Genomic DNA, 24,955 nt, shown 5'->3' on the forward strand with positions numbered 1-24,955 from the left:
GTAGGATTTAGTTGAGAAAAATTATTGTAGGTTCAAGAAGAAGCAAGTTGGCGTTGACACAAACAAATCAGTTTATTGATAAGTTAAAAGCAGCAGGCGTACCATTTGAATTTGAAATCAAAGAAATTGTCACGAAAGGCGACCGTATCGTTGATGTGATGCTATCAAAAGTAGGCGGCAAAGGCTTATTTGTTAAAGAAATTGAACAAGCTCTTTTTGCTAAAGAAATCGATTTTGCTGTTCACAGCATGAAAGATATGCCTTCTGTATTACCTGAAGGTCTTGCAATTGGGTGTATTCCTGAACGTGAAGACCCGCGTGATGCTTATATTGCGAACGACCATGTAAAATTAATGGAATTGCCAGTTGGCGCAGTTGTTGGAACGAGTAGTTTGCGTCGCAGTTCTCAATTGTTACTAATACGTCCGGACCTTGATATTCAATGGATTCGCGGCAATATTGATACACGTCTTGCGAAATTACATGCGGGCGATTTTGACGCCATTATTTTAGCAGCGGCTGGTTTGAAACGGATGGGCTGGAAAGATGACTTAGTCACTGAATTTATGGAAGTGGACGAATGCCTGCCAGCAATCGGACAAGGCGCATTAGGGATCGAGTGCCGTGAAGACGACAAAGAATTGATGGCTGAATTAGCGAAACTTAACGATGACAATACAGCATTAGCTGTTAACGCAGAACGTAAATTCCTCAAAGACATGGATGGCAGCTGCCAAGTCCCCATTGCGGGATATGCAACAGTGAACGAGGGAGAAATCACCTTTACTGGACTAATTTCTTCACCAGAAGCTGATCAAGTTTTCAAAGAAGTGGCGATTAGTCGCGATCCAATCGAAGCTGGCCGCATCGTAGCTGAGAAAATTAGTGCACAAGGCGGCTATGAGTTAATTCAGCGCGTCAAAGCCGAAAGCAATGTCTAAAAAAGAAAATTTGCTCGAAGGTCAAACTGTGATTTTTACAGGTTCCAGAGAACCTATAGAAGCGCTTGAACATGCACAGTCGTTTGGTGCCCAAACACGTTACTTGCCACTTGTGGAAACGATAAGTCGGCAGTCAAAAAAACCGGATTTTGCAGGCTATGACTGGTTAATTTTTACTAGCCGTACAAGTGCTGAAGTGTTTTGTCAACTGGATGAAACCGTTAGCGCTAAAATTGCAGCAGTAGGCGATCAAACGGCTGCTGTGTTGCAACGGCATGGCCACAGCGTTGATTTTATACCGAAAGTTTTTAGTGCCGATCATTTTATCGAAGAATTCCCACCTGTTTCTGGCGTCGCCAAATGCTTGTTTATTAAAGGTCAAATGGCGAAAAACACCATCGCCTCTATGTCGATGCAAGTGGATGAGTGGGTTGTTTACGATACCATTCTGAATATCGAAAACGCTAAGCTGGTCGTTCAACTAAAAGACGTTATTGTTCTTTTCGCCAGTCCTTCTGCTGTGTCGGCGTACCGACAAGCAGGTGGAGATTGGTCGAATATCCGCACCGCGGCGATTGGCCACGTTACGAAAAAGGCGATACTAAAAAGCGGCGGAACAGTGGATTACACGCCTAAAAAATATACGTATATAGAAGTTATCAATGAAATAGCGAAAGGAAGTTTGTCGAAATGAAAGAATTAAATTTTAACCGTCACCGTCGTTTGCGCGGTTCTGCTAATATCCGTTCAATGGTTCGCGAAACGAGCTTGCATAAAGAGGACTTTATTTATCCGATTTTTGTTGTAGAAGGCGAAAACATTAAAACAGAAATTTCTTCAATGCCAGGCGTTTTCCATTTTTCGTTGGATAAATTAGGTGAAGAATTAGATGAAGTGGTGGACCTTGGAATTCCTTCTGTTATTCTTTTTGGCGTACCGAACGAAAAAGATGCGGTTGGCACACAAGCTTATCACGACCATGGTATCACTCAAGAAGCCATCCGTTTTGCGAAAAATCGTCATCCTGAGTTAGTCGTTATTGCAGATACCTGTCTGTGCCAATATACCGATCATGGCCATTGTGGCGTAATCGAAAATGGTGTGATTTTAAATGACGAATCACTAGATTTACTAGCACGCACTGCGGTTTCTCAAGCAAAAGCTGGAGCTGACATTATTGCACCATCAAATATGATGGACGGTTTTGTTGCTGCAATTCGCTACGGACTTGACCAAGCGGGATTCGAAAACACACCCATTATGTCGTACGGTGTTAAATATTCGTCTGCTTATTACGGACCTTTCCGTGAAGCGGCTCACAGTACACCGCAATTTGAGGATCGTAAAACGTACCAAATGGATCCAGCAAACCGTATGGAAGCGTTACGTGAAGCAACTTCTGATATTCAAGAAGGTGCAGATTTCATGATTGTTAAGCCAGCTTTGTCGTACTTAGACATTATCCGTGAAGTTCGCGATAATTTTGATGTACCGATTGTCGCTTATAACGTATCGGGTGAATACGCGATGGTCAAAGCAGCTGCCGCAAATGGCTGGATTGATGAAAAGAAAATCGTTTTAGAAACTTTATTGAGCATGAAACGCGCGGGAGCAGATATCGTTATGACTTATCACGCGAAAGACGCAGCACGCTGGTTGGAGGGAAAAGAATGACATACGAAAAATCATTAGCCGCATTTACTGAAGCAAAAACTTTAATGCCAGGTGGCGTTAATAGCCCAGTCCGTGCCTTTAAATCGGTCAATATGGATCCGATTTTCATGAAGTCAGGAAGCGGTGCCACAATTACAGATATTGACGGAAATTCGTATATTGACTACGTTTTGTCATACGGCCCATTAATTTTAGGCCATGCTGAACCAGCAGTCGTCAACGCAATTCAAGAAACAGCAGCGCTTGGAACGTCATTCGGTGCGCCAACTGAACTTGAAAATACGATGGCGAAACTAGTTATGGAACGCGTTCCATCGATTGAAATGATTCGTATGGTATCTTCTGGAACAGAAGCAACGATGAGTGCATTGCGTGTAGCACGTGGCTATACCGGCCGCGATAAAATCTTGAAATTCGAAGGCTGCTATCACGGTCACGGCGACAGTCTATTAATCAAAGCAGGTTCAGGTGTCGCAACTTTAGGTTTGCCAGATTCACCAGGTGTACCCGAATCAGTCGCTAAAAATACCATTACCGTGCCATTTAATGACTTAGAAAGCGTTCGTATGGCTTTCCAAGAATACGGCAGTGAACTAGCGGCAGTTATCGTAGAACCGGTTGCTGGAAACATGGGCGTGGTTCCGCCAAACGAAGGCTTCTTAATGGAGCTGCGCAACTTAACGCACGAAAACGGCACGCTTCTTATTTTTGACGAAGTCATGACCGGATTCCGTGTTGGCTATCATTGTGCACAAGGTCATTACGGCGTTACACCCGACATGACGTGTCTCGGTAAAGTAATCGGCGGCGGTTTACCAGTCGGTGCATTCGGTGGTAAGCGTGAAATTATGCAGCAAGTCGCACCAAGTGGTTCTATTTATCAAGCAGGCACACTCTCTGGAAATCCACTCGCAATGCGCGCAGGCTTTGAAACGTTGTCTCGTTTAACAGAAGAAAGCTACAACACTTTTATCGAACGCGGCGACCAGCTTGAAAAAGGATTCCGAGAAGCTGCAACCAAATACAACATCCCGCACACAGTCAACCGTGCAGGCTCGATGATTGGTTTTTTCTTCACAAACGAAAACGTGGTCGACTTTGCAACAGCGAAAACTTCAGATACCGATTTGTTCGCTGACTATTACCGTTTAATGGCGGCAGAAGGTATTTACTTGCCGCCGTCTCAATTTGAAGGCATGTTCCTATCGACTGCCCACACGGAAGAGCATATCGCAAAAACCGTAGAAGCATTCCATGCCGTATTTGCTAAATTGGCACGCTAAAAATAGACAGGGCTATCCTGAAAGGTCATAAAAATGACCCTTTGGGATAGCCCTTTTTTTAGAGTGATTTTGATCTGTTTAAGTAGTCGCTTTTATCTCAATAGTTAGTAGTGAAAAATTAGCAAGATATAGAAAATCGGTATTGCTGTTCCAAAGCTCGCTCCAAGCTATTCATCTCGTCTCACATTGTTACGCTCAAAACGACCGAAGCGATGTATAGAACCTAAGAAAAACGACTATCCCAGTTCAATGCAACCTTACTCAGCGAAGGCGCGTGCACCACCGCCGTCGAGCGTCTCCAGAACCTTACACCCTCTACTCCCACATAAAAATAGGTGCACTTATGCATCCACCACTCCCTAGCTGAGGCGCGTGCACCACCGCGGCCGAGCGTCTCCAGAGCCTTACACCCTCTACTCCCACATAAAAATAGGTGCACTTGTGCATCCAGCAGTCCCTAGCTGAGGCGCGTCGCGGGCTAGGCGAAGCGAAAAGACCGGTGAACTTCCGGGCTTATCGCGAGAGCCATGCCCAAAGCGACCGAAGCGGCATAAGAAAGCGAGGCTACTTTCTCGAGCTTGCACCCCCACATCAATCTTCATTCACTAGGCGAAGTAACGAAACAACACCAACTACCTACCCTACACCACCAAAGCCATGTCCATTGACTAAGCAAGGAGCGAGCACGGGCTAGGCAAAGCAAAAAGACCGGTGAACTTCCGGGCTTATTGCGGGAGCCATGCCCAAAGCGACCGAAGCGACATAAGAAAGCAGAAATAACTACCACCTCAATCAAACCTTACAAAATAAACTTGACGCTAAAACCAAGTATTGAGTACAATAAGAGTAATTAGATATTCATGCGTTGAAGAGGATAGTAAATTGTACGTTACATTTCAGAGAGAAGACCAGTTGGTGAGAGGTTTTCATGAGCGTCCAGTTGAATGTCACCTCCGAGCAGTTGCCGTGAAACGAGTAGCGGGAACCGGACTGAACATCCGTTATGAAACTTGAGAGCCAGGTGTGCAAGTGGACCTGTGTATAAAGGTGGTACCGCGAAAAACTCCTTCGTCCTTTACAGACGACGGGAGTTTTTTGCGTTCTACCAGAAATTAAAGGAGGAATTCCAATGACTGAACAAATGTCCACCAAGTACGATCCACAATCGATTGAAAAAGGGCGTTACGATTGGTGGGTCAACAACAAATTCTTCGAAGCAAAACCTGAAAGCGGCAAAACGCCGTATACCATTGTAATTCCACCACCAAACGTTACCGGCAAGTTGCACTTAGGCCACGCGTGGGATACAACATTACAAGACATCATGACACGTATGAAACGCATGCAAGGCTTTGATGCGTTATGGTTACCAGGAATGGACCATGCCGGTATTGCGACGCAAGCCAAAGTAGAAGGCAAATTAAAAGAAGAAGGACGTTCACGTTATGACTTAGGACGCGAAGCGTTTCTTGAAGAATCATGGAAATGGAAAGATCAATACGCAGGGCACATTCGCGAGCAATGGGCAAAATTAGGGCTAGGTCTTGATTATTCGCGTGAGCGTTTTACATTAGATGACGGCTTATCAAAAGCAGTAAGAGAAGTATTTGTTAAGCTGTATGAGAAAAAACTCATTTACCGCGGCAAATACATCATCAACTGGGACCCAAACACAAAAACAGCGATTTCCGACATTGAAGTTATTTACAAAGACGTACAAGGTGCGTTTTATCATATGCGTTACCCACTTGCAGATGGTAGTGGTCATATTGAAATCGCCACGACACGTCCCGAAACAATGCTTGGCGATACAGCCGTTGCTGTTCACCCGAAAGACGAGCGTTACCAGCACTTGATCGGCAAGAAAGTGATTTTGCCAATTATTGGCCGGGAAATTGAAATTGTAGCGGATGATTACGTAGATAGAGAATTTGGAAGTGGTGCTGTAAAAATTACACCGGCTCACGACCCGAATGACTTTGAAATTGGAAACCGTCATCATTTAGAACGCGTACTAGTTATGCACGAAGACGGTTCGATGAACGAAAACGCTGGCAAGTATGAAGGACTGGATCGTTTTGAATGTCGGAAGCAAATTGTCAAAGATCTGCAAGACCTGGATGTGTTATTTAAAATTGAAGAGCATTTGCATTCAGTAGGCCATTCTGAGCGTAGCGGAGCAGTGGTTGAGCCTTACCTATCAACACAATGGTTTGTCGATATGAAGCCACTTGCTGCTGCTTCAGTTGAGGCACAAAAAAACGATGCGGGTGTTAACTTTGTGCCGGATCGTTTTGAGAAAACCTATTTGCACTGGATGGAAAACATTCGCGATTGGTGTATTTCGCGCCAACTTTGGTGGGGACATCAAATTCCAGCTTGGTATCATAACGAAACAGGCGAAATCTATGTAGGTCACGAAGCACCGGCAGACGCTGAAAACTGGACACAAGACGAAGACGTATTAGACACGTGGTTCTCATCTGCTTTATGGCCGTTCTCGACACTTGGCTGGCCAGAAGAAAACGATGATCTTAGCCGTTACTACCCGACGGACGTATTGGTGACAGGCTACGACATCATTAACTTTTGGGTGTCACGGATGATTTTCCAAGCTTTAGAATTCACGGGTGAAAAACCGTTTAAAGATGTCTTGATTCACGGACTTGTGCGCGATGCTGAAGGGCGTAAAATGTCCAAATCACTCGGCAACGGCGTTGACCCGATGGACGTCATTTCTGAGTACGGAGCCGATTCGCTGCGTTATTTCCTCGCAACAGCTTCGTCTCCAGGACAAGATCTTCGGTACGCAAATGACAAAGTCGAATCCGTTTGGAACTTTGCCAATAAAATCTGGAATGCGTCTCGTTTTGCGTTGATGAACATGGAAGGCATGACGTACGACCAAATCGACTTGTCAGGCAAAAAGTCCGTTGCGGATTCATGGATTCTGACGCGTTTGAACGAAACCATCGAACAAGTAACGGAACTTGCAGAACGCTATGAATTTGGCGAAGTGGGCCGTTCACTTTACAACTTTATATGGGATGATTTCTGTGACTGGTATATCGAAATGTCGAAATTGCCATTATACGGTGAGGACGAAAGAGCGAAGAAAATGACGCGTTCAGTTCTTGCTTACGTACTCGACAACACGATGCGTTTATTGCACCCGTTCATGCCATTTATTACAGAAGAAATTTGGCAGAACTTGCCGCATGAAGGTGAATCGATTACCATTGCGGCGTGGCCGACAGTAGATAACTCATTAACAGACCAAAGTCAGTCTTCAAGCATGAAGCTGTTAATGGATGTGATTCGTTCTGTACGTACGATCCGTGCAGAAGTACAATCGCCAATGAGCAAAAAAGTGCCGTTGACGATTTCGGCAAAAGATGCCAATACGCATGCCGTGCTAGAAGCAAATGCCGCGTATATCGAACGTTTCTGTAACCCGGAAACCTTAACGATCGGCGAAAACATGGTAGCTCCTGAAAAATCGATGTCTGCAGTAGTATCCGGTGCTGAATTGTTTATGCCACTTGAAGGCTTGATCGACATTGATGCAGAACTTGCGCGTCTCGGTAAAGAACGCGAAAAATGGGCAAAAGAAGTCAAGCTCGTGAGCGGCAAATTGTCGAACGAACGCTTTGTGTCTAAAGCGCCAGAAGCAGTTGTCGCCGAAGAACGTGCGAAACAAGCCGATTACCTAGAAAAACACGCAACAGTTGAAAAACGTATCGAAGAATTAAAGAACTTGTAAAACGAAAAAAACCGTTTTCCCAATGGGGAGAGCGGTTTTTTGTAGTTAACAAGCTAATAAATTAGACTTAGGAATGGACATTTCACATATCGTTTTGGTATAGCTCTCGCAAAAAGCGAGCCTTCTCGCTTCGCTTAGCCGCTGAACACGCCGACGCTAAGAAATTCACTAAATCAGAAATGTCGAATTTTTTCGGTGTTTACATAAAAATAAAGCAGACTCCGGCAGAATATCCAGAGGTAAAAAATAGTCCAACTTAACTAGAAATCATTTCGGTCGATCTTCCCGCCCGAACGGTGCATGTTGTTCCAGTGTTCGCAGGTACTCTACTAACAATTCGGCGATGTTTTCTTCGTGTGTTTTATAAAATGACCGGGCCCCAACAGGATCTTCGATTTCATTGAACAGGTGCTGACCGTCTTCTAATAGTAAAAAATCGATTCCGACATAGTCGCTTTTTAAAGCGCGGGCAATACGTAAGACATCCTTTTCTTGAGCGGCAGTGAGGATGTATTTCTCAACAGTACCGCCGAGAGAATAGTTCACTTTAAAAGAGTCTTTAGAGCTGCGTTTGACAGCACCAATGACATTATTGCCGATTACATAAGCACGGACGTCCGCTTGGTGCGGAATGACCGGCTGGAAAATCAGTGGCGAAGAGGTAACGGGCATGTCTTGAACGGCTTGGAGCAGCCAAACTTCGGAACCTCCGTGCCCGTCTGCGGTTTTTGCCACACACGGAAATTCAGTTGCTGTTTGGTAGCTGGGAATAACAGGAACTCCAAGGAATAGAAACAATTGATAACTTTGCCATTTGTCATTGGCAATGCGGTTGACTTCGGCACGGTTTACCAGTCGAACCTGTTGGTCTTCTAGAAATCGTGCAGCTTGAGGGCGCCGCGCGCGAAACACCACGGTTTCACTTTTAACGGTTTCCGCGAGTAGCTGGAGTCCGTTTGAACTCCAATCGTCCCATTGGATCAAACGAACATCAACAAAACGCTGCAGTTCTTCTATAAATTCGTGGTTGCGTTTTGCGTCCGCTGTTTCATAGAGAAGTTTCATGCTAAGTCCTCCACTATATAGGCAATCATGGCGTCTGCGACATTAATGCCTGTGACATTTAAAATATTGCGGATGTGCGCGGCGGCATTGACTTCGCATACTAATGGCTGATCGTTGTCACCAAACAACAAATCGACTCCAGCAAAGGTGGCGCCAACGGCATCAGCAGCTTCCAACGCTAGTTTTTCTTGGACGGCAGTTAGTTGGATTGGCGACGCCACACCGCCATTTGTTATATTCGCGCGGAAATCTGTTTCAGAATGACGATACATCGCTGCCACAATTTGATCTCCTACAATATTAACGCGAATGTCGCGACCGCGGCTCGATGCGATAAATTCCTGGAATACAAAATCGACACCTCGTAGGCTATCGACTTTTTTGTAAAATTGCGCTTCGGTTTCAATTAAATAGACTTTCATGCCAAAAGAGCCGTGACCTTCTTTAATGATCATCGGCAAGTTCAACTGATTGATAATTTTCTCGAAATAACCAGATTCCATTATGGAGAAGTTCGGATAAACTTTTGGGGCAACAATCGTCCGTGGCATGGGCAAATCGTGCGCTGCTAGTTGGACATATTGAGTCGCTTTGTTGTCGCATAAATCAATCACTGCGGGGTCGTTGTAAACGGGCACCCCTCGACTTTTTAAAAAGTAGCCAAGTAAGATATCTTTATCCAATAACACGGCAAAATCGGGTATACTTAAATTGACTGATAAATCCATTACAACCTCATAATTTTTCATAATTTTTACATCTATGCCGGCTCTTTCTGCTGCCTCGGCAACCAGCCTAGCTTGGTCTTCAAACTTATCGGAAACTAAACTTCCGTTATAAATAACCCAACAACTTGTCATATCCATTCCACCTTCGGGCTAATATCCTACTTAAAAAGTGTATCATGTTTACTAAGAAAAGAGGCTCTTTATGATCATCGGACTAGAACAATACAAAACAAAATGGAACATACAGACAGACTCAGCCATTCACCCTGGATTAGAGGCCATCACATCTGCTCTGGAGGAATTAGGCAATCCACACAAAGCAGGCAAGTTTGTTCATCTGGCTGGAACAAATGGCAAAGGATCCACCGCAACGTTTCTGTCGGCGATCTTACAAGCACACGAACACAGTGTCGGTAACTTTTACTCGCCTTGCATTGAAAATCTTCATGATCAAATTCAAATCGATGGAAATCCGGTTAGTTCAGATGAACTTGATCTGGTGATGAAACAGTTAAGTATGGTAACAACACCATTAACGGATTTTGAACTGTTAACAGCAGCCGCATTTATGATTTTTCGAAATCATGCACTTGACTTTACCATTATTGAAGCAGGAATGGGGGGAGGATTGGATAGCACAAATGTGATCCATCCAGAAATTGCGATCATCCCATCCATCTCCATGGACCACACAAACTTTCTTGGTACTACAATAGAAGAAATCGCTTGGCATAAAGCAGGAATTATTAAAAAGTGGAAACCTGTCGTAGTGGGTAAACTGCCACGTGAAGCATTGGAAATCGTTCAAGCCACTGCGAACGATTTGCATGCTGAAGTAATCCAACCACAAGAGTTAGCTACTGTTCAACTAAAACTTAAAGGACCGCATCAGTTAGTAAATGCGAGTTTGGCATTAGAAGCTGCGAGAGAACTGCTTGGCGCTAGGTTTAGCGAACAAAAAGCTCTACAAAGCTTGACATCTGCACATATCGCTTACCGGTTTGAAAAAGTTTTTCCTGAAGTTTTCTTTGACGGTGCCCACAATAAAGCGAGCGCCGAAGCATTGGTTGAGACGATCAAACAACTGTTTCCGAATCGTCCGATTCACATTGTTATGGGAGTACTGAAAGGAAAAGACTATGCGAGTGTGCTGCGTCAATTAGAAACGGTTAGCGATCATTTTACCTTTGTTGACTTTGATGACAGCAGAGCGTTACCCGCAGAAATATTATTTTCAGAAAACTCTAGCAAAAGGAAGACAATTCTAAATTGGTATGATATATTACCTGTACAAGATAATGAGGAAGTGACTATAGTCACTGGTTCGATTTACCTGCTTACTGTTCTGAGAAATTCTACTTCTCCATTTTTTCAATGTTATCAGTCATAGGCATAGGTTAAATAATAGATAGCTGCATAAGGAAGGGAAGGAAGTTATGGCCGGTAACAATAAACGGAAAAAAATTCTTTGGATGCTGTGGGTATTGTTGGTGCCGATAAGTTTAATCATTGCTTATCAGTTGTTCCCACCGACCATAGAGGATCCTTGGAACTTGTTTGCTTATGTGTTGTTTTTTGTATTAATGAGTTTGATGCCGATGAATATTAACGGGGCGTCGACTTTTTTAGTGCAATGGGTGACAGTTGCACTGTTCTTAAAGTATGGAATTTTTATTGAAATACTGGTTTCACAATTGACCATGCTCATAGTTTTGTATCGCAGTCGGACAGATGAGGAGCAGTCGGTGCGAATTCCTTTTAACTCCATGATGTTTTTAGCTGTTTCGCTCATTGCTGGCCTAACATATATCGCAGTAGGGGGTGAGTTTAATTCGCTCAACCTGACAACTGTTATCATCTTCGGACTGATCTTCCAAGTAGCTTCCGTATTGAGCAATCAAATCATTTATTACTTATATGATTATACGACAGGCAATCGCAGCAAGTTCTTTTCGATAGACGCCATATGGGACTTCGCTTTAATGCTGCTGGTTTTTCCGTATGCCATTGCGTTGTATCTATTCGAAGCCTATATTGGTATCGCCGCACTGGTTTTACTAGGAGTACCGTTTTTGACAATGACTGTGGTCATGAAAATGTACAACCATTCAGAGCAAATTAATAGCGACTTAAAAAAAGCGGGCGTAATCGGTCATCAACTTGCTGCGCGTTTAGAGACAGACGAAATACTCGACTTATTTGTCGCACAAGTCGCGAAAATGTTTAAAGTTGAATACACTTATGTCATCGATTACCGTAACGAGTTGCAGCAATTTTTGCGAATTTATGAAAACGATCAATTTGAGTCGCGTAACATTGCCCCAGTCCCCTATAAAAAGGGCGTCGCGGGACAAGCCATCCTGACCGGCGAATCTTCTATCTACAATGAAAAAGCAGATTGGGGAAAATTGGTGACAGGCAATTTTCCAGCAGATACAGAAAGCATCATGGCGACACCTATCGCACGCAACAACAAAATAGAAGGGGTGCTTGTACTGGCATCTAAAAAGAAATACGCCTTCGCCAAGCACCAACTGCAAATTTTAGAAATCCTCAGTACGTATTTTGCCGTGTCACTGGAAAAAGCCGGCTATATGCAAAAAGTTATTGCCAAAAGCGAACGCTGTGGCTTAACCAAATTGTATAATTACCGCTACCTAGATGAAAGCTTAGAAAGCTGCATAAAAGAACTGAAAGAAGGACGACTGGATCAATTGTCCTTAGTCATGATGGACATTGATTACTTCAAGAGCATAAACGATCGGTATGGACACCAAAGCGGCAACGATATCCTCATGCAGCTAGCGGACATATTAAGAGAAGAGATTGGCGACGAAGGAACGATTGCTCGTTACGGCGGCGAAGAATTTGTCGTATTGCTTCAAAATTACAGCAAAGAGCTCGCTATGTTACTTGCTGAAAATTTGCGCAAGCGCATTGAAAATCATGATTTTCTAATCGAAAACGATCTAGGAGCAGATCGTCAGCAACAAATTGTCCACATTACGATGAGCATGGGTGTATCAACTGCACCTGACGACAGTGATGAAGGAATGACGCTCATTCGAAATGCGGACAGGGCGTTGTATATTGGCGCAAAGCAGGCAGGACGGAACAAGGTTGCGGCGTATGTAAAGTAAAAATAAAGAAAAAAGACGGGGATCATCCCCGTCTTTTTTTAGTCTGGATTAAGACTTCTCTCTTTTTTTATTGGGTCAATAATATTTTGCGGCAGAATAACGCTACTTGTGTAATCGATTGTATTTTTGTACGTATCTAATAGTTCTTGGTCGTAAATAATTTGAAGTCTTGAGGCGGCGCTTTCTTGGTTTTCTCTAGTTTCGTAAAAGTGATTGTTAATTGTTTGATATGGTTTCAGAACAGAGGATATATCAGGTACGTCTCTACACCAATACAAAAAGCTTTCATAGCGCCATTCACTTCCAGGTGATTTAAACGAAAATCGACATTCTTCTTTGGTTCCATTTTGAACTGTTTGTTGCCATTCAGATAGATCCTTCTTTGATTTACCCTTCATTGCATTCAAAACAATATTATTAGCAGCAACACCTCCAATGATTTTTGTGTTGGAACCAAAACCATATAACTCCATAGTCCCAGAGGAATAAAAGAAACCATTGACTGTACTAGGAGTATCAAGAAATTCAGACAAATTTGAAAGAATGAAGTTTCCATCTGAGAAGACAATTAGTGATCCTCTTTGAATATCTTTTTCTTTAATACCAGAAATTGTTACATATTGAATAGAGACTTTTCCTTTTACGAACATGGTGAAATTTGCTTGAAGATTAACTTTATTAATAGTGACATCGCCGTTTACATAGATTCTTTTCCCTTCAATTGAAATATTTTCGAAGTTGCTATTGGAAGAGTTTCCAATCGTAAGATCTTCATTAACATATATATTTTTATCAAATTTAACATCAGTACCGTTACCTCTTATTGTTAAGTTTTTTGCGTAATTAGTTGAAGTTTTGGAGCTTAGATCCGATGTAACAGTTGTATTACTCGTTACTTTTGAATAAGAGCTTCTATCAATATTAAATTCATCTACAAAATTAACAGGTTTAATTTTTTCGACTTCGAATTGAACATCAGGCGCATAGTCAGTAGCAAAAATTCTTTCGGTATTTTCTCTGCTAAGTTCACTATAGTTTGAGTTAGTAAAGTCTCCGGTAATGTGTTGTGCATAAGTTCTATTAGGAGTACTTCTAAATTGATACGCTTTTCCACCCAAATTAAGCTTGCTGTTTACTAAATTATTATCACTGTTGAGCGTTTTGAGTGAGCGGGGATATACACTTTGAAGCCAGCCTCCGTCCCCATGGCCGTTATTAGTAGAAAATATATTTCCGGCAATGTTCATATCACCAGTAATTTCAGAGCCGCCGTTAAGAAGAAAATTCCCACCATTATCACCCTTTTTCACAGTAGAAACGGTGTAGTTGAGAACTTTTTGGACATCATCTGCGCCCATGACAATAGTTTCATAAACAACCGATTCTTGGTTGCCTTTATAACCAGTACTTTTGAAAACCAATTCTTTTTTCGTTTTACTACCGCTACCACCAGTTAAGTCATTAATTTTATCAATGCATGTTTTAAATTTTCCATCTCCTGCTTCATCGACTGCTGATATATCTTTCTTTGTTGAGCATAAAAAATTGTTAGTTATATTATTAAAGTGGGCTTCAAACTGAGTATTTGTCATGCCATTTTTATATTGAGTAGGAAAAATCTTTAATTGGGCAGACACTTCTTTTTCTATTCTTACTATTCCTTTGGTAGCTAAATCTTGAGATTGAATTATGTGCTCTCTTGTACTATTTTTTTGTGCTCCGTTGAAAGTCATGGCCATCAAACTAGCACCTAGGATGCTAAACAACACAATTACCACTAAGGTAAGTATCAGGGAGTATCCTTTTTCATTAACTAATGATTTATTCATCCTGAAGCCTCCTTAGAATCATCAATTACATTAATTGTATTTTCAAATTTTATCGAATGCATAGTTTTCCCTTTTATTGTTTGCAGGGTAAAGATAATTGTATAGGTATTCGAATCGTCTTTTTTTCTAATTATAGTAGGAGAAAGGGGACTGCAATCAGTATTCAAGAGCTTAATATTGTCGTTATAGAAATTAATCTCATTCCCTTTCACGAAAACTTTACCATTCTCAAATCCAGTTTTATAGATTTCGATAGTTCCATTACTGGCTTTAATTTTTTTTACCTCGATTAATGATTTGTTAACTCCAGCAGTACATTGATTTTTTAAGCTTATTTGAGACTTCTTCAGTACAAACAAATCTTTTACCATACTTGCCATAATTAAGTCAGCTTCGTCTCTAAGTTGTGATTCAACTTGAATTCTTTGGTAATTTGAATATCCTTGAAAAAGAACGGAGTACGTAAGAGTGGCGATAATACTTACGATTACAAGGGTGGCTAATAGTTCAACTAAGGTCACACCATTATTGTCTTTTATGATTTTAATCATATGGAACATATCCTTCCACTGAACTTTTATGTTTTGATGTTTCAGAATTAACCGTAACCACTACATTCAAGAGGGACAGTTTGTTAAATTCATCTGTAGTTTGCGAAATTTTGATGGTAACTTTATACTTTTTACTATTCATTTCAAAAGAACTTTGTACTTTACCTTTACTAGCATTTTGTATAGTGGGTGGAAAAGGGGTAATAAATTCAGAGGGATTAGCTTTAACCCTCTCCAAATAGGCATCAGCCAAATTAATGACTACCAATTTTTCATTATTGGATACTGCCAACCGATTTGTATTCGCAAAAACTACTGTAAAGCTCGTCAATACAATAGAAAGAATGACTAGGGAAGCAAGTACCTCGACTAGTGTAAACCCTCTATCGTTATTCATATAAAACCTCATTGTATTTTCACCCGCTTATGTAAAAAGTAGTAGTAATAACTTAGAAAGTTCAACCATCTTGTTATGTATATCATTTTAGTTGTAACTTGACCACATAAAAATGTAATAAATTATACGTTAAATAGGAAATAAGTATTGATAACTATTTTTATAATTCACTACTATTTATACCATTTATCTTGTATTATAGCTATATCAGATGAGATACTTTAACCTATCTTATTACTTTAATTTACAAATTAAAAGGAAAGATTATTTTTAACATTGCAGTATCAAGTACTGACTATACAGGGGGAGTTTTAATGATTCGCATTTTACTATTCATAATTTTTGCTGCAAGTACGTTGTCTATTTTGTATTTTTTTACAAAAGGTGATATTAGAAAAAATAGGATGATCTTACTAGGTGGAGGTATATTCGTGGCTGCCATTGGACTTTTTATGCAAAGTACATTTTCACTAATTCTTTCGATAGCTGGCATACTTGGAGTTTCTTTACTAGTTGCATTGAGTTATACGAAATTCCTTGAAAAAGAACAACTAAAAAATCAGCAACTTATTCAAGAGCGCAGGAACAAAAAAAGTAGCACGTCATTGAAACAACCTAAACATGTGGAACCGATTCAGCAATCAGTGCATGAACCGATAGTTGAGAAGCCATTTGGTATGCAGACAATCGCTGTGATTAAGGAGGAACAGAAAGTTGAATAATCAAGTTTTCGGTAAGACGTTTTTAACAATTTTTTTATCGGGGTTGTTGTTTTTTTGCGTTTCCAATGCAGGAGCTACAGTCATAGACAAATGGCTATTTCCAAAAGAGCAATTTGGTGACGATACGTATATAGGCACAACAAATGTTTCAAACATGGAAGTAGCTGGAGCTATGGCGCAATTTTCTGGAACGCTCGAAAATTGGCATCAGTCTTCCGAATTACTAGTAAGATATCAAGATGCTACTGCAAATTATCCGCTAGATGATGCAGAAATTCTGTTAGAAGAAACAGCTCAGCAGGCACAGTCCGGTATGCAAAATAGTTTTTTATACAACCTTCCAGAAAAGACCACTGAGCGCTTTTTAACTGAGAATTTCCCGCGAGTGGCATTTTCTGAAGCAGAAGTACAAAAAATTAACGTAAAATTAGAAGAAGCGCTTGAAGCAGGTCTTGAAAAAACAACCGTAACAATTAGTGATGATTCTCTTGATGTTGAACAAGAGACCGTATCAAAAGTAGCTTTCCCACAAGTATCAATCAATGAAAACACAGTAGCTGTTGTGGCAGCCATCAATGGTATGCAGATTGCTCCTGGTGAAAAATTTTCCTTTTTAACCTTTATCAATGAACTAAAACCTATTGGATTATCAGATTCCGAACTTACTGAAATCGCTTCGGCAATTTATGCGGTAGTACTCAAGACGAATTTCAAAATAGAAGAACGTAGTATTGGAAATCGAATTCCAGAAAAGATTGCTATTGGCGAAGAAGCAACCATTAATCGTTCGCTTGGCATTGACTTGGTTTTTTCTAATCCAAATGCTAGTTCCTTTACATTAAATACAGCATTTGCGGGTGATTCATTAATTGCGTCATTAGAAGGCTTTCCCTTTGTGTATGACTATACTGTTTCAACTTCTAGTAAAGAAACTGTCAATCCTCGATTGATTAAGCAGTACAGTGCTTTTGTTACGACTGGAAAAGCAATAGAAGAAGAAGGGAGCGAAGGTGTTCGTGTTGAAATAGTCAGGTCGATTATGGGTAACGGAGACGAGCTAAAAGTTGAAGCCATCTCTACTGACTTCTATCCACCTATTAATCGTATAGAACTTTATCCATTAACAGCTCCTCCTGCAGAAGCAGTTCCAGAAACAGGATTAGATGGATCTCCAGAAGAAGAACAGGTACCGGGTGAATCAGCAGACGAAAAGAGCGAAGCTGATTCTGAATCAGGAAAAGAGCAAGCGGCTGAAAACGGTAAAACTGAAGCTGATTCTGGTAAGACAGATAGTTCTACAGACAAAGAGACAAATAATTCAACTCCAAATTCAGACAAGAATTCGGAAACCGATAAACCTATATATGATAAGGGTGGAAATTTAGTTAATCCTTAATCGATGTGAGGGAGGAAAAAGCTTGGCAAAAATACGTAAGCGACTGGGGGATATTCTAGTCGACCATGGCTTGTTAACACAGTCAGACTTTGATGAAGCCCTCAACACCAAAAAACCAGAACAAAAAATAGGAGATGCGCTATTACAACGAGGATTGATTACAGAACAACAGCTGATTGAAACTCTTGAAGTGCAATTAGGCATTCCACACGTTTCATTGTTCCGTTATCCTTTCGATAAAAACTTGTTTAATATGGTGCCAAAGGAAATGGCAAAGCGCAATCAGCTAGTGCCGCTAAAAATAGAAGGTGATAAATTATTTATTGCTATGACAAACCCGATGGATTATATTACGATTGATGATCTTCGATTGACAACGGGGTTTCAGATAGCGCCAGTAATCGCCTCAAAAGAAGATGTTACTAAAACAATTTCTAAGTATTATGACGAAGAATCGTTTGATGAGTTTATTGTTGATTTGCCTGAAAAAGAGCAAGGACAACAAGAAGATATGGGAGACTTAGATGCACCGATTGTCCGTTTAGTCAGTCAGATTCTTTCAACGGCTGTATCGCTAAAAGCAAGTGACGTTCACATGGATCCTCAAGAAAACCGAGTATTGATTCGTTACCGAATTGATGGGTCCCTCCGAACGGAACGTATATTGCCAAAAGCGATGCAAGGGATGATCACAGCGCGCATTAAAATCTTGGCGAATCTTGACATTACAGAAAGCCGGATTCCACAAGATGGTCGGATTAAAACAAATGTAGATATGCGACCTATCGACTTGCGGGTTTCTTCATTGCCGACTGTCTACGGAGAAAAAGTTGTCATGCGAATTTTAGATTTAAGTGCAAACTTAACTGATATTTCCAAGCTTGGCTTTAGTGAACTGAATATGGAGCGCTTTATGCGTGAAATTGACAAACCAAATGGTATCATTTTGATTTCTGGTCCTACCGGTTCAGGTAAATCATCGACTCTTTATGCAGCCTTGAACAAGTTAAATAGTGAAGAGGTTAATATTATTACGGTAGAAGACCCGGTTGAGTACCAACTAGAAGGCATTAACCAAATTCAAGTAAATACCAATGTCGGCTTGACTTTTGCGGCTGGACTTCGTTCTATCCTGCGCCAAGATCCCGATATCGTCATGGTAGGGGAAATTCGCGACAAAGAAACAGCTGATATTTCGATACGGGCATCACTTACAGGTCATTTAGTGCTGAGTACGATTCACACGAATGATTCAATTGCTTCGATTACGCGTTTAATGGACATGGGCATAGAACCGTTTCTTGTAACGGCTTCTCTAAATGCGGTAGTTGCACAACGGTTAATCCGTCGTGTCTGTCGAGATTGCCGTGAAATCCATCAAGCGACGGAACGCGAAAAGCATATTTTTGAAAAAAGAGGTTTAACAATTGAAACAATTGCGCGTGGGAGTGGTTGTTCACAATGCAACATGACGGGCTACCGTGGTCGCATGGCGATTCATGAAGTGCTTGTTGTCAACGAAGAAATAAAAGACATTATCAATCGTAACGGAACAGCTGGAGAAATTCGCGAAATTGCACTGCAAAACAAAACGATTTTCTTGATTGACGATGGTCTATCAAAAGTGAAGGAGGGCATGACAACTACAGAAGAAGTTCTGCGCGTTGCCATGATGGATTAAGCCTATGCCTACTACCTATATAGATGAAATATTAACAGCAGCCAGTAAGTTAGATGTGTCAGACATTCACTTAACAGCAGGTATCCCACCGGTCTTTCGGATGAATGGAGAACTTCAGCGATACGGCGAGCAAATCGTAACGCCAGATCAGTCGAGAGAAATCAGTGAAGCGTTGATTCCCAAAAAAGCATGGGACACGTTTGTGTTAAAAGGAGAAATGGATTATGCCTATTCGTTACCTGGTGTTGCAAGATATCGTGTCAATTCGTTTCAGCAGCGAGGCTCTGTATCGCATGCTTTTAGAGCCATTGCTTCAGGAATTCCAACAATTGACCAATTAAAAATGCCAGCCATACTAAAAACACTTGCCGAAACTCATCAAGGTTTGATATTAGTCACTGGACCAACAGGCTCTGGTAAATCGACGACCTTGGCTGCAATGATTCGCCATATTAATGAAACAATGACGAAGCATATTATTACGTTAGAAGATCCAATTGAATACTTACACAGACACGGTACATCAATTATTAACCAACGAGAAATTGGCTTTGACACCAATTCGTTTTCAAATGGCTTGAGAGCGGCTTTGCGCCAAGATCCAGATGTTATTTTAGTTGGAGAAATGCGTGACTTGGAAACGATCACTACCGCCATTACGGCGGCTGAAACAGGACATTTGGTGATGGCAACACTTCATACATCTAGCGCGTCATCTACAATCGAGCGAATTATCGATGTGTTTCCAGCGGGTCAACAAGCGCAAATCCGCACGCAACTGGGTGGTGTATTAAAAGCCGTTGTTTCACAGCGTTTGTTACCAAAAGCAGATGGTAAAGGCCGTATCGCTGCAACAGAAGTCATGATTAATAATACGGCCGTTGCGAACTTAATCCGTACCGAAAAAGTACACCAAATACCAAACGTCATTTTGACCAATCGTGCAGCGGGCATGCACATGATGTCAACGTCGATTCAAGAACTGTTAACGAGTGGGAAAATCACGCGTCAAGTGGCTCACCCCTATTTAAGAGGGGAAGACTAATATGGCACGCTTCAAATACGAAGGACGCGATACCAAGAAAGTAAGAACTGGAATGATTACTGCCGGAAACCGCAGAGAAGCGATTATTAAATTACGTGATGACGGCATCAAAGTAATTGATATTAAAGAAATTGAAACCACGACTCTCCAAAAGGATATTAGTATTGGAAATCCGGTGAAACGTGATCAATTTATTATGTTCTTGCGTCAGTTTTCTACATTGATGCGTGCTGGAGTGACGATTGTGGATACCATTCGTATTTTGTCTCAACAAGTCGAATCAAAAGCATTAGCAAAGACGCTCGCAATGATAGAAGATGAGTTGCGAAAAGGGAATAGCTTATCGGATAGTTTAGCAAAACACCCCAAAATTTTTGAGCCTCTGACGATTAATTTGATCAAAGCAGGTGAAATGTCCGGAAATATCGACGAATCGTTAGACCGTTTGGCGACTCATTACGACAAAGCATACCAGACGAGACAAAAGGTGGTTTCCGCTATGTCTTATCCAGCGGTTGTTGGTATTATTGCTATCGGTGTTGTGATCTTTTTGTTAGCAACAATTGTCCCGATGTTTGTTGAAATGTTTGAAGGATTTGGTGGTGAACTTCCGTTATTAACGCAAGTGGTGATGCAAGCAAGTAACCTGGTTATCCAATATTGGTATGTAATCATTATCGTCGTGCTATTGATCGGTGTTTTGTTTTGGACGATGAAGCGAAGCACAAAAGGCAGAATGCTGCTTGATACGATGTTGCTTCGAATGCCGATATTCGGTAAAATTTTCAAAAAATCGGCGTTGGCACGTTTGACTCGAACGCTGAGTTCAATGTTTTCAAGTTCGGTTCCAATTTTGCAAGCGATGACAATGGTTGAAAAAGTAGTCGGCAATGCGGTGATGTCTAAAGTGTTGATCGCTTCACGTGACTCGCTCGAACGTGGTGGTTCTTTAACAGAACCGATGCGCAATCACTGGGCATTTCCACCACTGATTCCACATATGATTTCAATCGGAGAACAAACGGGTTCGCTGGATCACATGTTATTAAAAGTGGCTGAGTTCTATGAAAGTGAAGTAGATGCAGAAACAGATCGACTGAAAGCGCTAATTGAGCCTTTAATGATTGTATTACTTGCCGCATTAGTTGGTACTATAGTGCTATCTATTATGCTGCCGATGTTTGAAATGTTTAATAATGTAGACAGTATGTAATGTAATATTTACATTTATTTTTAAAATAATTGTAAAATAGCAAGAAAAAGCTATTGCTATAATTGGTTCTATTGTTATAATTGAGACGTACTCAAAGTAGTATATAAAAGTAAAAAAATAGGGGGAAAAGAAAATGAAGAAATATCTACAAAAAAAATTGAATAACGAAAAAGGGATGACTTTAATCGAGCTATTAGCTGTTATCGTTATTATCGCCATTATCGCTGCAATTGCTATTCCGGCGATTGGAGGAATTATTGAAAACAGTCGAGTAGGAGCTTCGAAATCGGATGCTTTGAGTGTTCTTGCTGCTGCGGATTTATATCTACTAGACAATGGCGGCGCAGTTGACGGAGCGGGAACTATAACTGGTAAAGAACTAGTGGATGGTAACTATATTAAAGATGTAGGGACATTTTCAGCTGAATTGGCAGGTGTAGTAATTACTAAGGAGACTACATCTGGTAAAGGTTTAGAGTTGTCTGGATCTTCAAGAGCTGGAGATATAATCATCACTTTTGCTAATGCGACTAAGTCTAAAATTAGTTCAACACCAAATTCAACTAGAACAACACCAACAACGATAACGATTGCCAAATAACTACTGTAACAAACTATTTAGGAGCTGAAAAAATGGCCTTATCGTTTTTAACGAAAAAAGCGCGTGTTGTGACAATGACTATAGAAGAAGATGCCATCCGCTATGTGGAGTTCAAAACCACAGAACCGCTCCATATAAGCCAAGCGGAAGAGATGGCTCTTCCGCCTGGGATTATCAAAGATGGTGAAATTGTCGACGTGAAGGCGCTTGGTTCGTTACTCGATGAGGCTGTCCATCAGTGGGGTCTCTCTAAGAAGTCAGTCCGATTCCTCGCCCCTGACGAATTCGTTATTATCCGCAAAGTTACGTTTCCCCAAGGTGTTAAAGTTGATGAGCTAAAAGGCCATTTCTTTATTGAAATCGGTTCGACGCTGTATCTGCCTTTTGAAGACCCGGTGTTCGATGTTGTACCTTACAACGACAATGCTGAAGTGTTGATCATCGCTTCAAAAGAATCCGTAATCCGTTCCTATGAACAGCTGTTTGACGGAGCGAAGATGAAAGCGGCAGTGGCAGACATTACGCCGCTCGCTTTATATCGCTTGGCGTACGTGCAACACGATTTTGCCGAAGAAGAACATATTATGATGATTGATCTCCAATCGAAAAAAATGACGGTGTCAATTTTTCATGAACATTATCCGCTGTTCATGCGTCCCGTTGAATTCCAGTTGGCTGAAGAAGATTTCTTGGACTCCGCTATATTGATAGAAGAGATAGAAACAGAAGCTGAAAAATTGGGCAATTTTTATCGTTATAGTATGAATGCTGGCGAAGCGGGGATTACGAAAGTCATTTTTAATGGATTGGACAATTGGCCAGAACTTCAAGCTAGACTTGAAAACCGGCTATCCGTGCCTGTTTATCCGATTGTCATGAAACCCATCCCGTCCGAATTAAACGATAGCGTTCCCGAACGGTTTAACCGTGCCATCGGTTTAGCCCTGAAAGAGGTGTAAGCATGTTAGTAGATATTAATTTATTGCCGCAAAAAGAACGGGAACGTCCCGTTGCCCTTTTTGCGGTGCTTGGCATTATATTGGCGGCTGTTTTAATATGGGCGACTTTTTTCTTTATGGCACAGTCACAGAGCAAGCAGCAAGTCGCAACAGATGCAGAATACACATTGGTCACGAGTCAAAGTGAAGCAATTCGTGCACAATTAGAAGCGTCTATTGGGTTAAATGATGAGCAGCAATTGCAAGCAACGGTTGTGTGGGCAGAAGGCTATCAATTTGATACTGTGCCACTGCTTGGTGACCTTGTTTCCCGTTTACCCAAACGTGGATTTTTTGATTCGTTTTCATTTGTTAAACCGAACTTAGGTACGTTAACCATTCAATTCGATACGTCTCGTGAAGCCGCTTATTACTTGACTCAGTTAAAGGCTTCTGAATTTTTAGAGTCAGCTACACTGGATTCTGTAACGAACGAAGAATTGGATTTGATCGAGGAAGAAGAAGGATCTATTGAGGATCCAGAAGCGTTAATAGAAAATCCACGTTATTTAGCTACGTACAGTTTGATTTACATAGATGAACGTTTGCCAGCCGCCGAAGGCACGGTCAATGCTGATGGAACGATAACGGAAGCCCCAACAACAGAAGAGGTTCCTGTTGTAGAAGAACCGCCTGTTACAGACACCCCGCCGGTAGAAGAAACGGTTCCTGAAGAATCTGAGGGGGATGTTCAATGAGCAACTGGACTAAACGACAAAAAGAACTAGCCTTGATCGTGTTAGCGGCAATTTTTTTAGCAGGAAGTGCAGCGTATTCCTATTTTTCTTTGTATATACCAGCGAAAGATGCACGTCTTCAGTCCGAGCAATTATTAACTGCGGAAAAAGAAGTGTTGATGGCTTTAGAAGTGCAGCAAAAAGCAGCACCTCCAACTGAGAAAATTAGTGTAAGGGATTTGCAACAAAAAGTTTCTGTTGAGCCATTAACAGACTTAATCCTTTTGCAAATTGAGCAAGCTGAATTGATCTCGCAGACTTTTGTGACGTCTGTAAACTTTGTGGAGGCACCTTTGACATTACTTCAGCCGGTAGAAGGATTAGAGAACGTGCAAGAAATTGTTACGGCTGTTGAATTTAATGCCAGAGATTATAAAAGTATTGCAACTTTCATCAAAGAAATCGAGCAGATGGAACGAATTATGGTTGTAGGAGCTATTGATTTCACTGCAAATCCAGAATTGACAAAAGCCGATCAAATAAGCGAACCACTAACAGTTTCCGTATCCTTTTCAGCATTTTACCGACCGGATTTGATAGAACTTGCAGATGGATCGTTGAAAGTTGATTCTCCAGCACCAGCCAAAAAAGTAAACCCCTTGCCTCAGAATGACGGCACTAGCTTAGTTGCACCTGAAGAAGAAGCGCTGGAAACAACGCAAGAAGAAACCGGAGTTTCAACCGACGATTCTGAAACCGAAGTAAAGGTAGAAGTAGAAGTGCAAGAAAATGCAGAAGCTGTAAATCGGTAATAAAGATAAAGAAAAATCAGAGAAATCATTGCGATTTCTCTTTTTTTGGTAGGGGTGGTTTGAAGATTTGTGTATAAGTCGAGTTATGAAGTTTTACTTCTAGATATTCCGCAAAGCAACTTCGCTTTCCTGTGGGCTTGCGGGAGTCTACGCTGTTTTGCTCCATATCTCTAATGTGGACTCTTAAATATAAGTTTGTATCTACTCTAAGAAAAATTTATGATCAGCCAAATTCAAGCTGTCTTTTTTGTAGCGTGGAATACGAACTTTTGAATGAAAACCTTAGAAGAAAGAACGTAAGGCGGCGACTCCTGCGGAAAAACGGAGTGGTGAGACCCCACAGGAGCCTGCGACGAGGAGGCTCAGCGCTTCGTCCGCGGAAAGCGTCCGCCTGCAGCGATTTCTTCAACTATATCACTAACTATTCCCCAAAAAACTA

The 24,955-nt window shown here is 41.3% G+C and carries 21 protein-coding genes and 1 other annotated feature; of the genes, 16 read left to right on the forward strand and 5 right to left on the reverse strand.

The window, feature by feature from the left end:
• Positions 1-11 precede the first annotated feature (11 nt).
• From hemC to QMF37_RS04700, 5 genes are all read left to right on the forward strand, one after another.
• Positions 12-941, forward strand: coding sequence for a hydroxymethylbilane synthase (gene hemC, locus QMF37_RS04680; RefSeq protein ID WP_058385661.1), 930 nt, complete (start codon positions 12-14; stop codon positions 939-941).
• A complete protein-coding gene (locus QMF37_RS04685) occupies positions 934-1,635 on the forward strand; it encodes a uroporphyrinogen-III synthase (RefSeq protein ID WP_283476868.1) in 702 nt (233 codons plus the stop codon). Before hemC ends, QMF37_RS04685 begins: the two co-directional genes overlap by 8 nt.
• Positions 1,632-2,615, forward strand: a complete 984-nt coding sequence (gene hemB, locus QMF37_RS04690; RefSeq protein WP_283476870.1) for a porphobilinogen synthase — start codon at positions 1,632-1,634, stop codon at positions 2,613-2,615. Before QMF37_RS04685 ends, hemB begins: the two co-directional genes overlap by 4 nt.
• A complete protein-coding gene (hemL, locus tag QMF37_RS04695) occupies positions 2,612-3,898 on the forward strand; it encodes a glutamate-1-semialdehyde 2,1-aminomutase (protein WP_078080313.1) in 1,287 nt (428 codons plus the stop codon). The genes hemB and hemL overlap by 4 nt, the downstream gene beginning before the upstream one ends.
• 856 nt (positions 3,899-4,754) lie before the next feature.
• Positions 4,755-4,977 (forward strand) — a binding site (T-box leader).
• Between the two features lie 50 nt (positions 4,978-5,027).
• Positions 5,028-7,661, forward strand: a complete 2,634-nt coding sequence (locus tag QMF37_RS04700; protein WP_149456302.1) for a valine--tRNA ligase — start codon at positions 5,028-5,030, stop codon at positions 7,659-7,661.
• Between the two features lie 267 nt (positions 7,662-7,928).
• Here the strand turns inward: QMF37_RS04700 and QMF37_RS04705 are convergent, their stop codons facing one another.
• Both QMF37_RS04705 and QMF37_RS04710 read right to left on the reverse strand, forming a co-directional pair.
• Complete coding sequence (locus QMF37_RS04705) at positions 7,929-8,726, reverse strand: ATP-grasp domain-containing protein (RefSeq protein ID WP_283476872.1); 798 nt, start codon at positions 8,724-8,726, stop codon at positions 7,929-7,931.
• Positions 8,723-9,586, reverse strand: a complete 864-nt coding sequence (locus QMF37_RS04710; protein ID WP_283476874.1) for an ATP-grasp domain-containing protein — start codon at positions 9,584-9,586, stop codon at positions 8,723-8,725. Before QMF37_RS04710 ends, QMF37_RS04705 begins: the two co-directional genes overlap by 4 nt.
• Before the next feature lie 70 nt (positions 9,587-9,656).
• Between QMF37_RS04710 and QMF37_RS04715 the strand changes: the two genes are divergently transcribed.
• Both QMF37_RS04715 and QMF37_RS04720 read left to right on the forward strand, forming a co-directional pair.
• On the forward strand, positions 9,657-10,844 hold the full coding sequence (locus tag QMF37_RS04715) for a bifunctional folylpolyglutamate synthase/dihydrofolate synthase (RefSeq protein ID WP_283476876.1): 1,188 nt from the start codon (positions 9,657-9,659) through the stop codon (positions 10,842-10,844).
• A gap of 46 nt (positions 10,845-10,890) precedes the next feature.
• Positions 10,891-12,594, forward strand: a complete 1,704-nt coding sequence (locus QMF37_RS04720; protein WP_283476877.1) for a sensor domain-containing diguanylate cyclase — start codon at positions 10,891-10,893, stop codon at positions 12,592-12,594.
• A gap of 38 nt (positions 12,595-12,632) precedes the next feature.
• Here QMF37_RS04720 and QMF37_RS04725 read toward each other — a convergent pair whose 3' ends face one another.
• The 3 genes from QMF37_RS04725 to QMF37_RS04735 are packed head-to-tail and all read right to left on the reverse strand — an operon-like array spanning position 12,633 to position 15,371.
• The gene (locus QMF37_RS04725) at positions 12,633-14,423 is read right to left on the reverse strand and encodes a PulJ/GspJ family protein (RefSeq protein ID WP_283476879.1); all 1,791 of its coding nucleotides are present in this window, start codon (positions 14,421-14,423) and stop codon (positions 12,633-12,635) included.
• Positions 14,420-14,974 carry a PulJ/GspJ family protein gene (locus QMF37_RS04730; RefSeq protein WP_283476880.1) on the reverse strand — a complete coding sequence of 185 codons (555 nt, stop codon included), beginning with the start codon at positions 14,972-14,974 and terminating at the stop codon, positions 14,420-14,422. Before QMF37_RS04730 ends, QMF37_RS04725 begins: the two co-directional genes overlap by 4 nt.
• Positions 14,967-15,371 (reverse strand): type IV pilus modification PilV family protein, encoded by a 405-nt coding sequence (locus QMF37_RS04735; RefSeq protein WP_071154337.1) that lies wholly within the window; start codon positions 15,369-15,371, stop codon positions 14,967-14,969. Before QMF37_RS04735 ends, QMF37_RS04730 begins: the two co-directional genes overlap by 8 nt.
• A gap of 314 nt (positions 15,372-15,685) precedes the next feature.
• Between QMF37_RS04735 and QMF37_RS04740 the strand changes: the two genes are divergently transcribed.
• The 9 genes from QMF37_RS04740 (at position 15,686) to QMF37_RS04780 (ending at position 24,516) form a co-directional block, all read left to right on the forward strand.
• Positions 15,686-16,093: a hypothetical protein gene (locus QMF37_RS04740; protein WP_149456297.1), complete on the forward strand. Its 408-nt coding sequence runs from the start codon at positions 15,686-15,688 to the stop codon at positions 16,091-16,093.
• On the forward strand, positions 16,086-17,489 hold the full coding sequence (locus tag QMF37_RS04745) for a VanW family protein (RefSeq protein WP_283476883.1): 1,404 nt from the start codon (positions 16,086-16,088) through the stop codon (positions 17,487-17,489). Before QMF37_RS04740 ends, QMF37_RS04745 begins: the two co-directional genes overlap by 8 nt.
• Positions 17,490-17,511: 22 nt before the next feature.
• Positions 17,512-19,170, forward strand: a complete 1,659-nt coding sequence (locus QMF37_RS04750; RefSeq protein WP_058385647.1) for a GspE/PulE family protein — start codon at positions 17,512-17,514, stop codon at positions 19,168-19,170.
• A gap of 4 nt (positions 19,171-19,174) precedes the next feature.
• Positions 19,175-20,215: a type IV pilus twitching motility protein PilT gene (locus QMF37_RS04755; protein WP_058385646.1), complete on the forward strand. Its 1,041-nt coding sequence runs from the start codon at positions 19,175-19,177 to the stop codon at positions 20,213-20,215.
• A gap of 1 nt (position 20,216) precedes the next feature.
• Positions 20,217-21,428: a type II secretion system F family protein gene (locus tag QMF37_RS04760; RefSeq protein ID WP_283476887.1), complete on the forward strand. Its 1,212-nt coding sequence runs from the start codon at positions 20,217-20,219 to the stop codon at positions 21,426-21,428.
• A gap of 133 nt (positions 21,429-21,561) precedes the next feature.
• The gene (locus QMF37_RS04765) at positions 21,562-22,029 is read left to right on the forward strand and encodes a prepilin-type N-terminal cleavage/methylation domain-containing protein (protein ID WP_283476888.1); all 468 of its coding nucleotides are present in this window, start codon (positions 21,562-21,564) and stop codon (positions 22,027-22,029) included.
• 32 nt (positions 22,030-22,061) lie between these two features.
• Complete coding sequence (pilM, locus tag QMF37_RS04770; protein ID WP_283476891.1) at positions 22,062-22,988, forward strand: type IV pilus biogenesis protein PilM; 927 nt, start codon at positions 22,062-22,064, stop codon at positions 22,986-22,988.
• A gap of 2 nt (positions 22,989-22,990) precedes the next feature.
• Complete coding sequence (locus tag QMF37_RS04775) at positions 22,991-23,725, forward strand: PilN domain-containing protein (protein WP_283476893.1); 735 nt, start codon at positions 22,991-22,993, stop codon at positions 23,723-23,725.
• Positions 23,722-24,516 carry a pilus assembly protein PilO gene (locus QMF37_RS04780; protein ID WP_283476895.1) on the forward strand — a complete coding sequence of 265 codons (795 nt, stop codon included), beginning with the start codon at positions 23,722-23,724 and terminating at the stop codon, positions 24,514-24,516. The genes QMF37_RS04775 and QMF37_RS04780 overlap by 4 nt, the downstream gene beginning before the upstream one ends.
• Positions 24,517-24,955 lie beyond the last annotated feature (439 nt).

Source organism: Planococcus sp. S3-L1 (assembly GCF_030063085.1).
In the GTDB taxonomy this organism is placed as follows: domain Bacteria; phylum Bacillota; class Bacilli; order Bacillales_A; family Planococcaceae; genus Planococcus; species Planococcus kocurii.

What these genes read in the sequence shown, in the direction of transcription:
- QMF37_RS04780 (WP_283476895.1), top strand. Translation starts at nt 23,722, where the DNA reads ATGAGCAACTGGACTAAACGACAAAAAGAACTAGCCTTGATCGTGTTA.
- hemL (WP_078080313.1), top strand. Translation starts at nt 2,612, where the DNA reads ATGACATACGAAAAATCATTAGCCGCATTTACTGAAGCAAAAACTTTA.
- QMF37_RS04735 (WP_071154337.1), bottom strand. Translation starts at nt 15,371, where the DNA reads ATGAATAACGATAGAGGGTTTACACTAGTCGAGGTACTTGCTTCCCTA.
- QMF37_RS04710 (WP_283476874.1), bottom strand. Translation starts at nt 9,586, where the DNA reads ATGACAAGTTGTTGGGTTATTTATAACGGAAGTTTAGTTTCCGATAAG.
- QMF37_RS04730 (WP_283476880.1), bottom strand. Translation starts at nt 14,974, where the DNA reads ATGATTAAAATCATAAAAGACAATAATGGTGTGACCTTAGTTGAACTA.
- QMF37_RS04740 (WP_149456297.1), top strand. Translation starts at nt 15,686, where the DNA reads ATGATTCGCATTTTACTATTCATAATTTTTGCTGCAAGTACGTTGTCT.
- QMF37_RS04715 (WP_283476876.1), top strand. Translation starts at nt 9,657, where the DNA reads ATGATCATCGGACTAGAACAATACAAAACAAAATGGAACATACAGACA.
- QMF37_RS04720 (WP_283476877.1), top strand. Translation starts at nt 10,891, where the DNA reads ATGGCCGGTAACAATAAACGGAAAAAAATTCTTTGGATGCTGTGGGTA.
- QMF37_RS04705 (WP_283476872.1), bottom strand. Translation starts at nt 8,726, where the DNA reads ATGAAACTTCTCTATGAAACAGCGGACGCAAAACGCAACCACGAATTT.
- QMF37_RS04755 (WP_058385646.1), top strand. Translation starts at nt 19,175, where the DNA reads ATGCCTACTACCTATATAGATGAAATATTAACAGCAGCCAGTAAGTTA.
- QMF37_RS04725 (WP_283476879.1), bottom strand. Translation starts at nt 14,423, where the DNA reads ATGAATAAATCATTAGTTAATGAAAAAGGATACTCCCTGATACTTACC.
- QMF37_RS04760 (WP_283476887.1), top strand. Translation starts at nt 20,217, where the DNA reads ATGGCACGCTTCAAATACGAAGGACGCGATACCAAGAAAGTAAGAACT.
- QMF37_RS04765 (WP_283476888.1), top strand. Translation starts at nt 21,562, where the DNA reads ATGAAGAAATATCTACAAAAAAAATTGAATAACGAAAAAGGGATGACT.
- QMF37_RS04685 (WP_283476868.1), top strand. Translation starts at nt 934, where the DNA reads ATGTCTAAAAAAGAAAATTTGCTCGAAGGTCAAACTGTGATTTTTACA.
- QMF37_RS04700 (WP_149456302.1), top strand. Translation starts at nt 5,028, where the DNA reads ATGACTGAACAAATGTCCACCAAGTACGATCCACAATCGATTGAAAAA.
- pilM (WP_283476891.1), top strand. Translation starts at nt 22,062, where the DNA reads ATGGCCTTATCGTTTTTAACGAAAAAAGCGCGTGTTGTGACAATGACT.
- QMF37_RS04775 (WP_283476893.1), top strand. Translation starts at nt 22,991, where the DNA reads ATGTTAGTAGATATTAATTTATTGCCGCAAAAAGAACGGGAACGTCCC.
- hemB (WP_283476870.1), top strand. Translation starts at nt 1,632, where the DNA reads ATGAAAGAATTAAATTTTAACCGTCACCGTCGTTTGCGCGGTTCTGCT.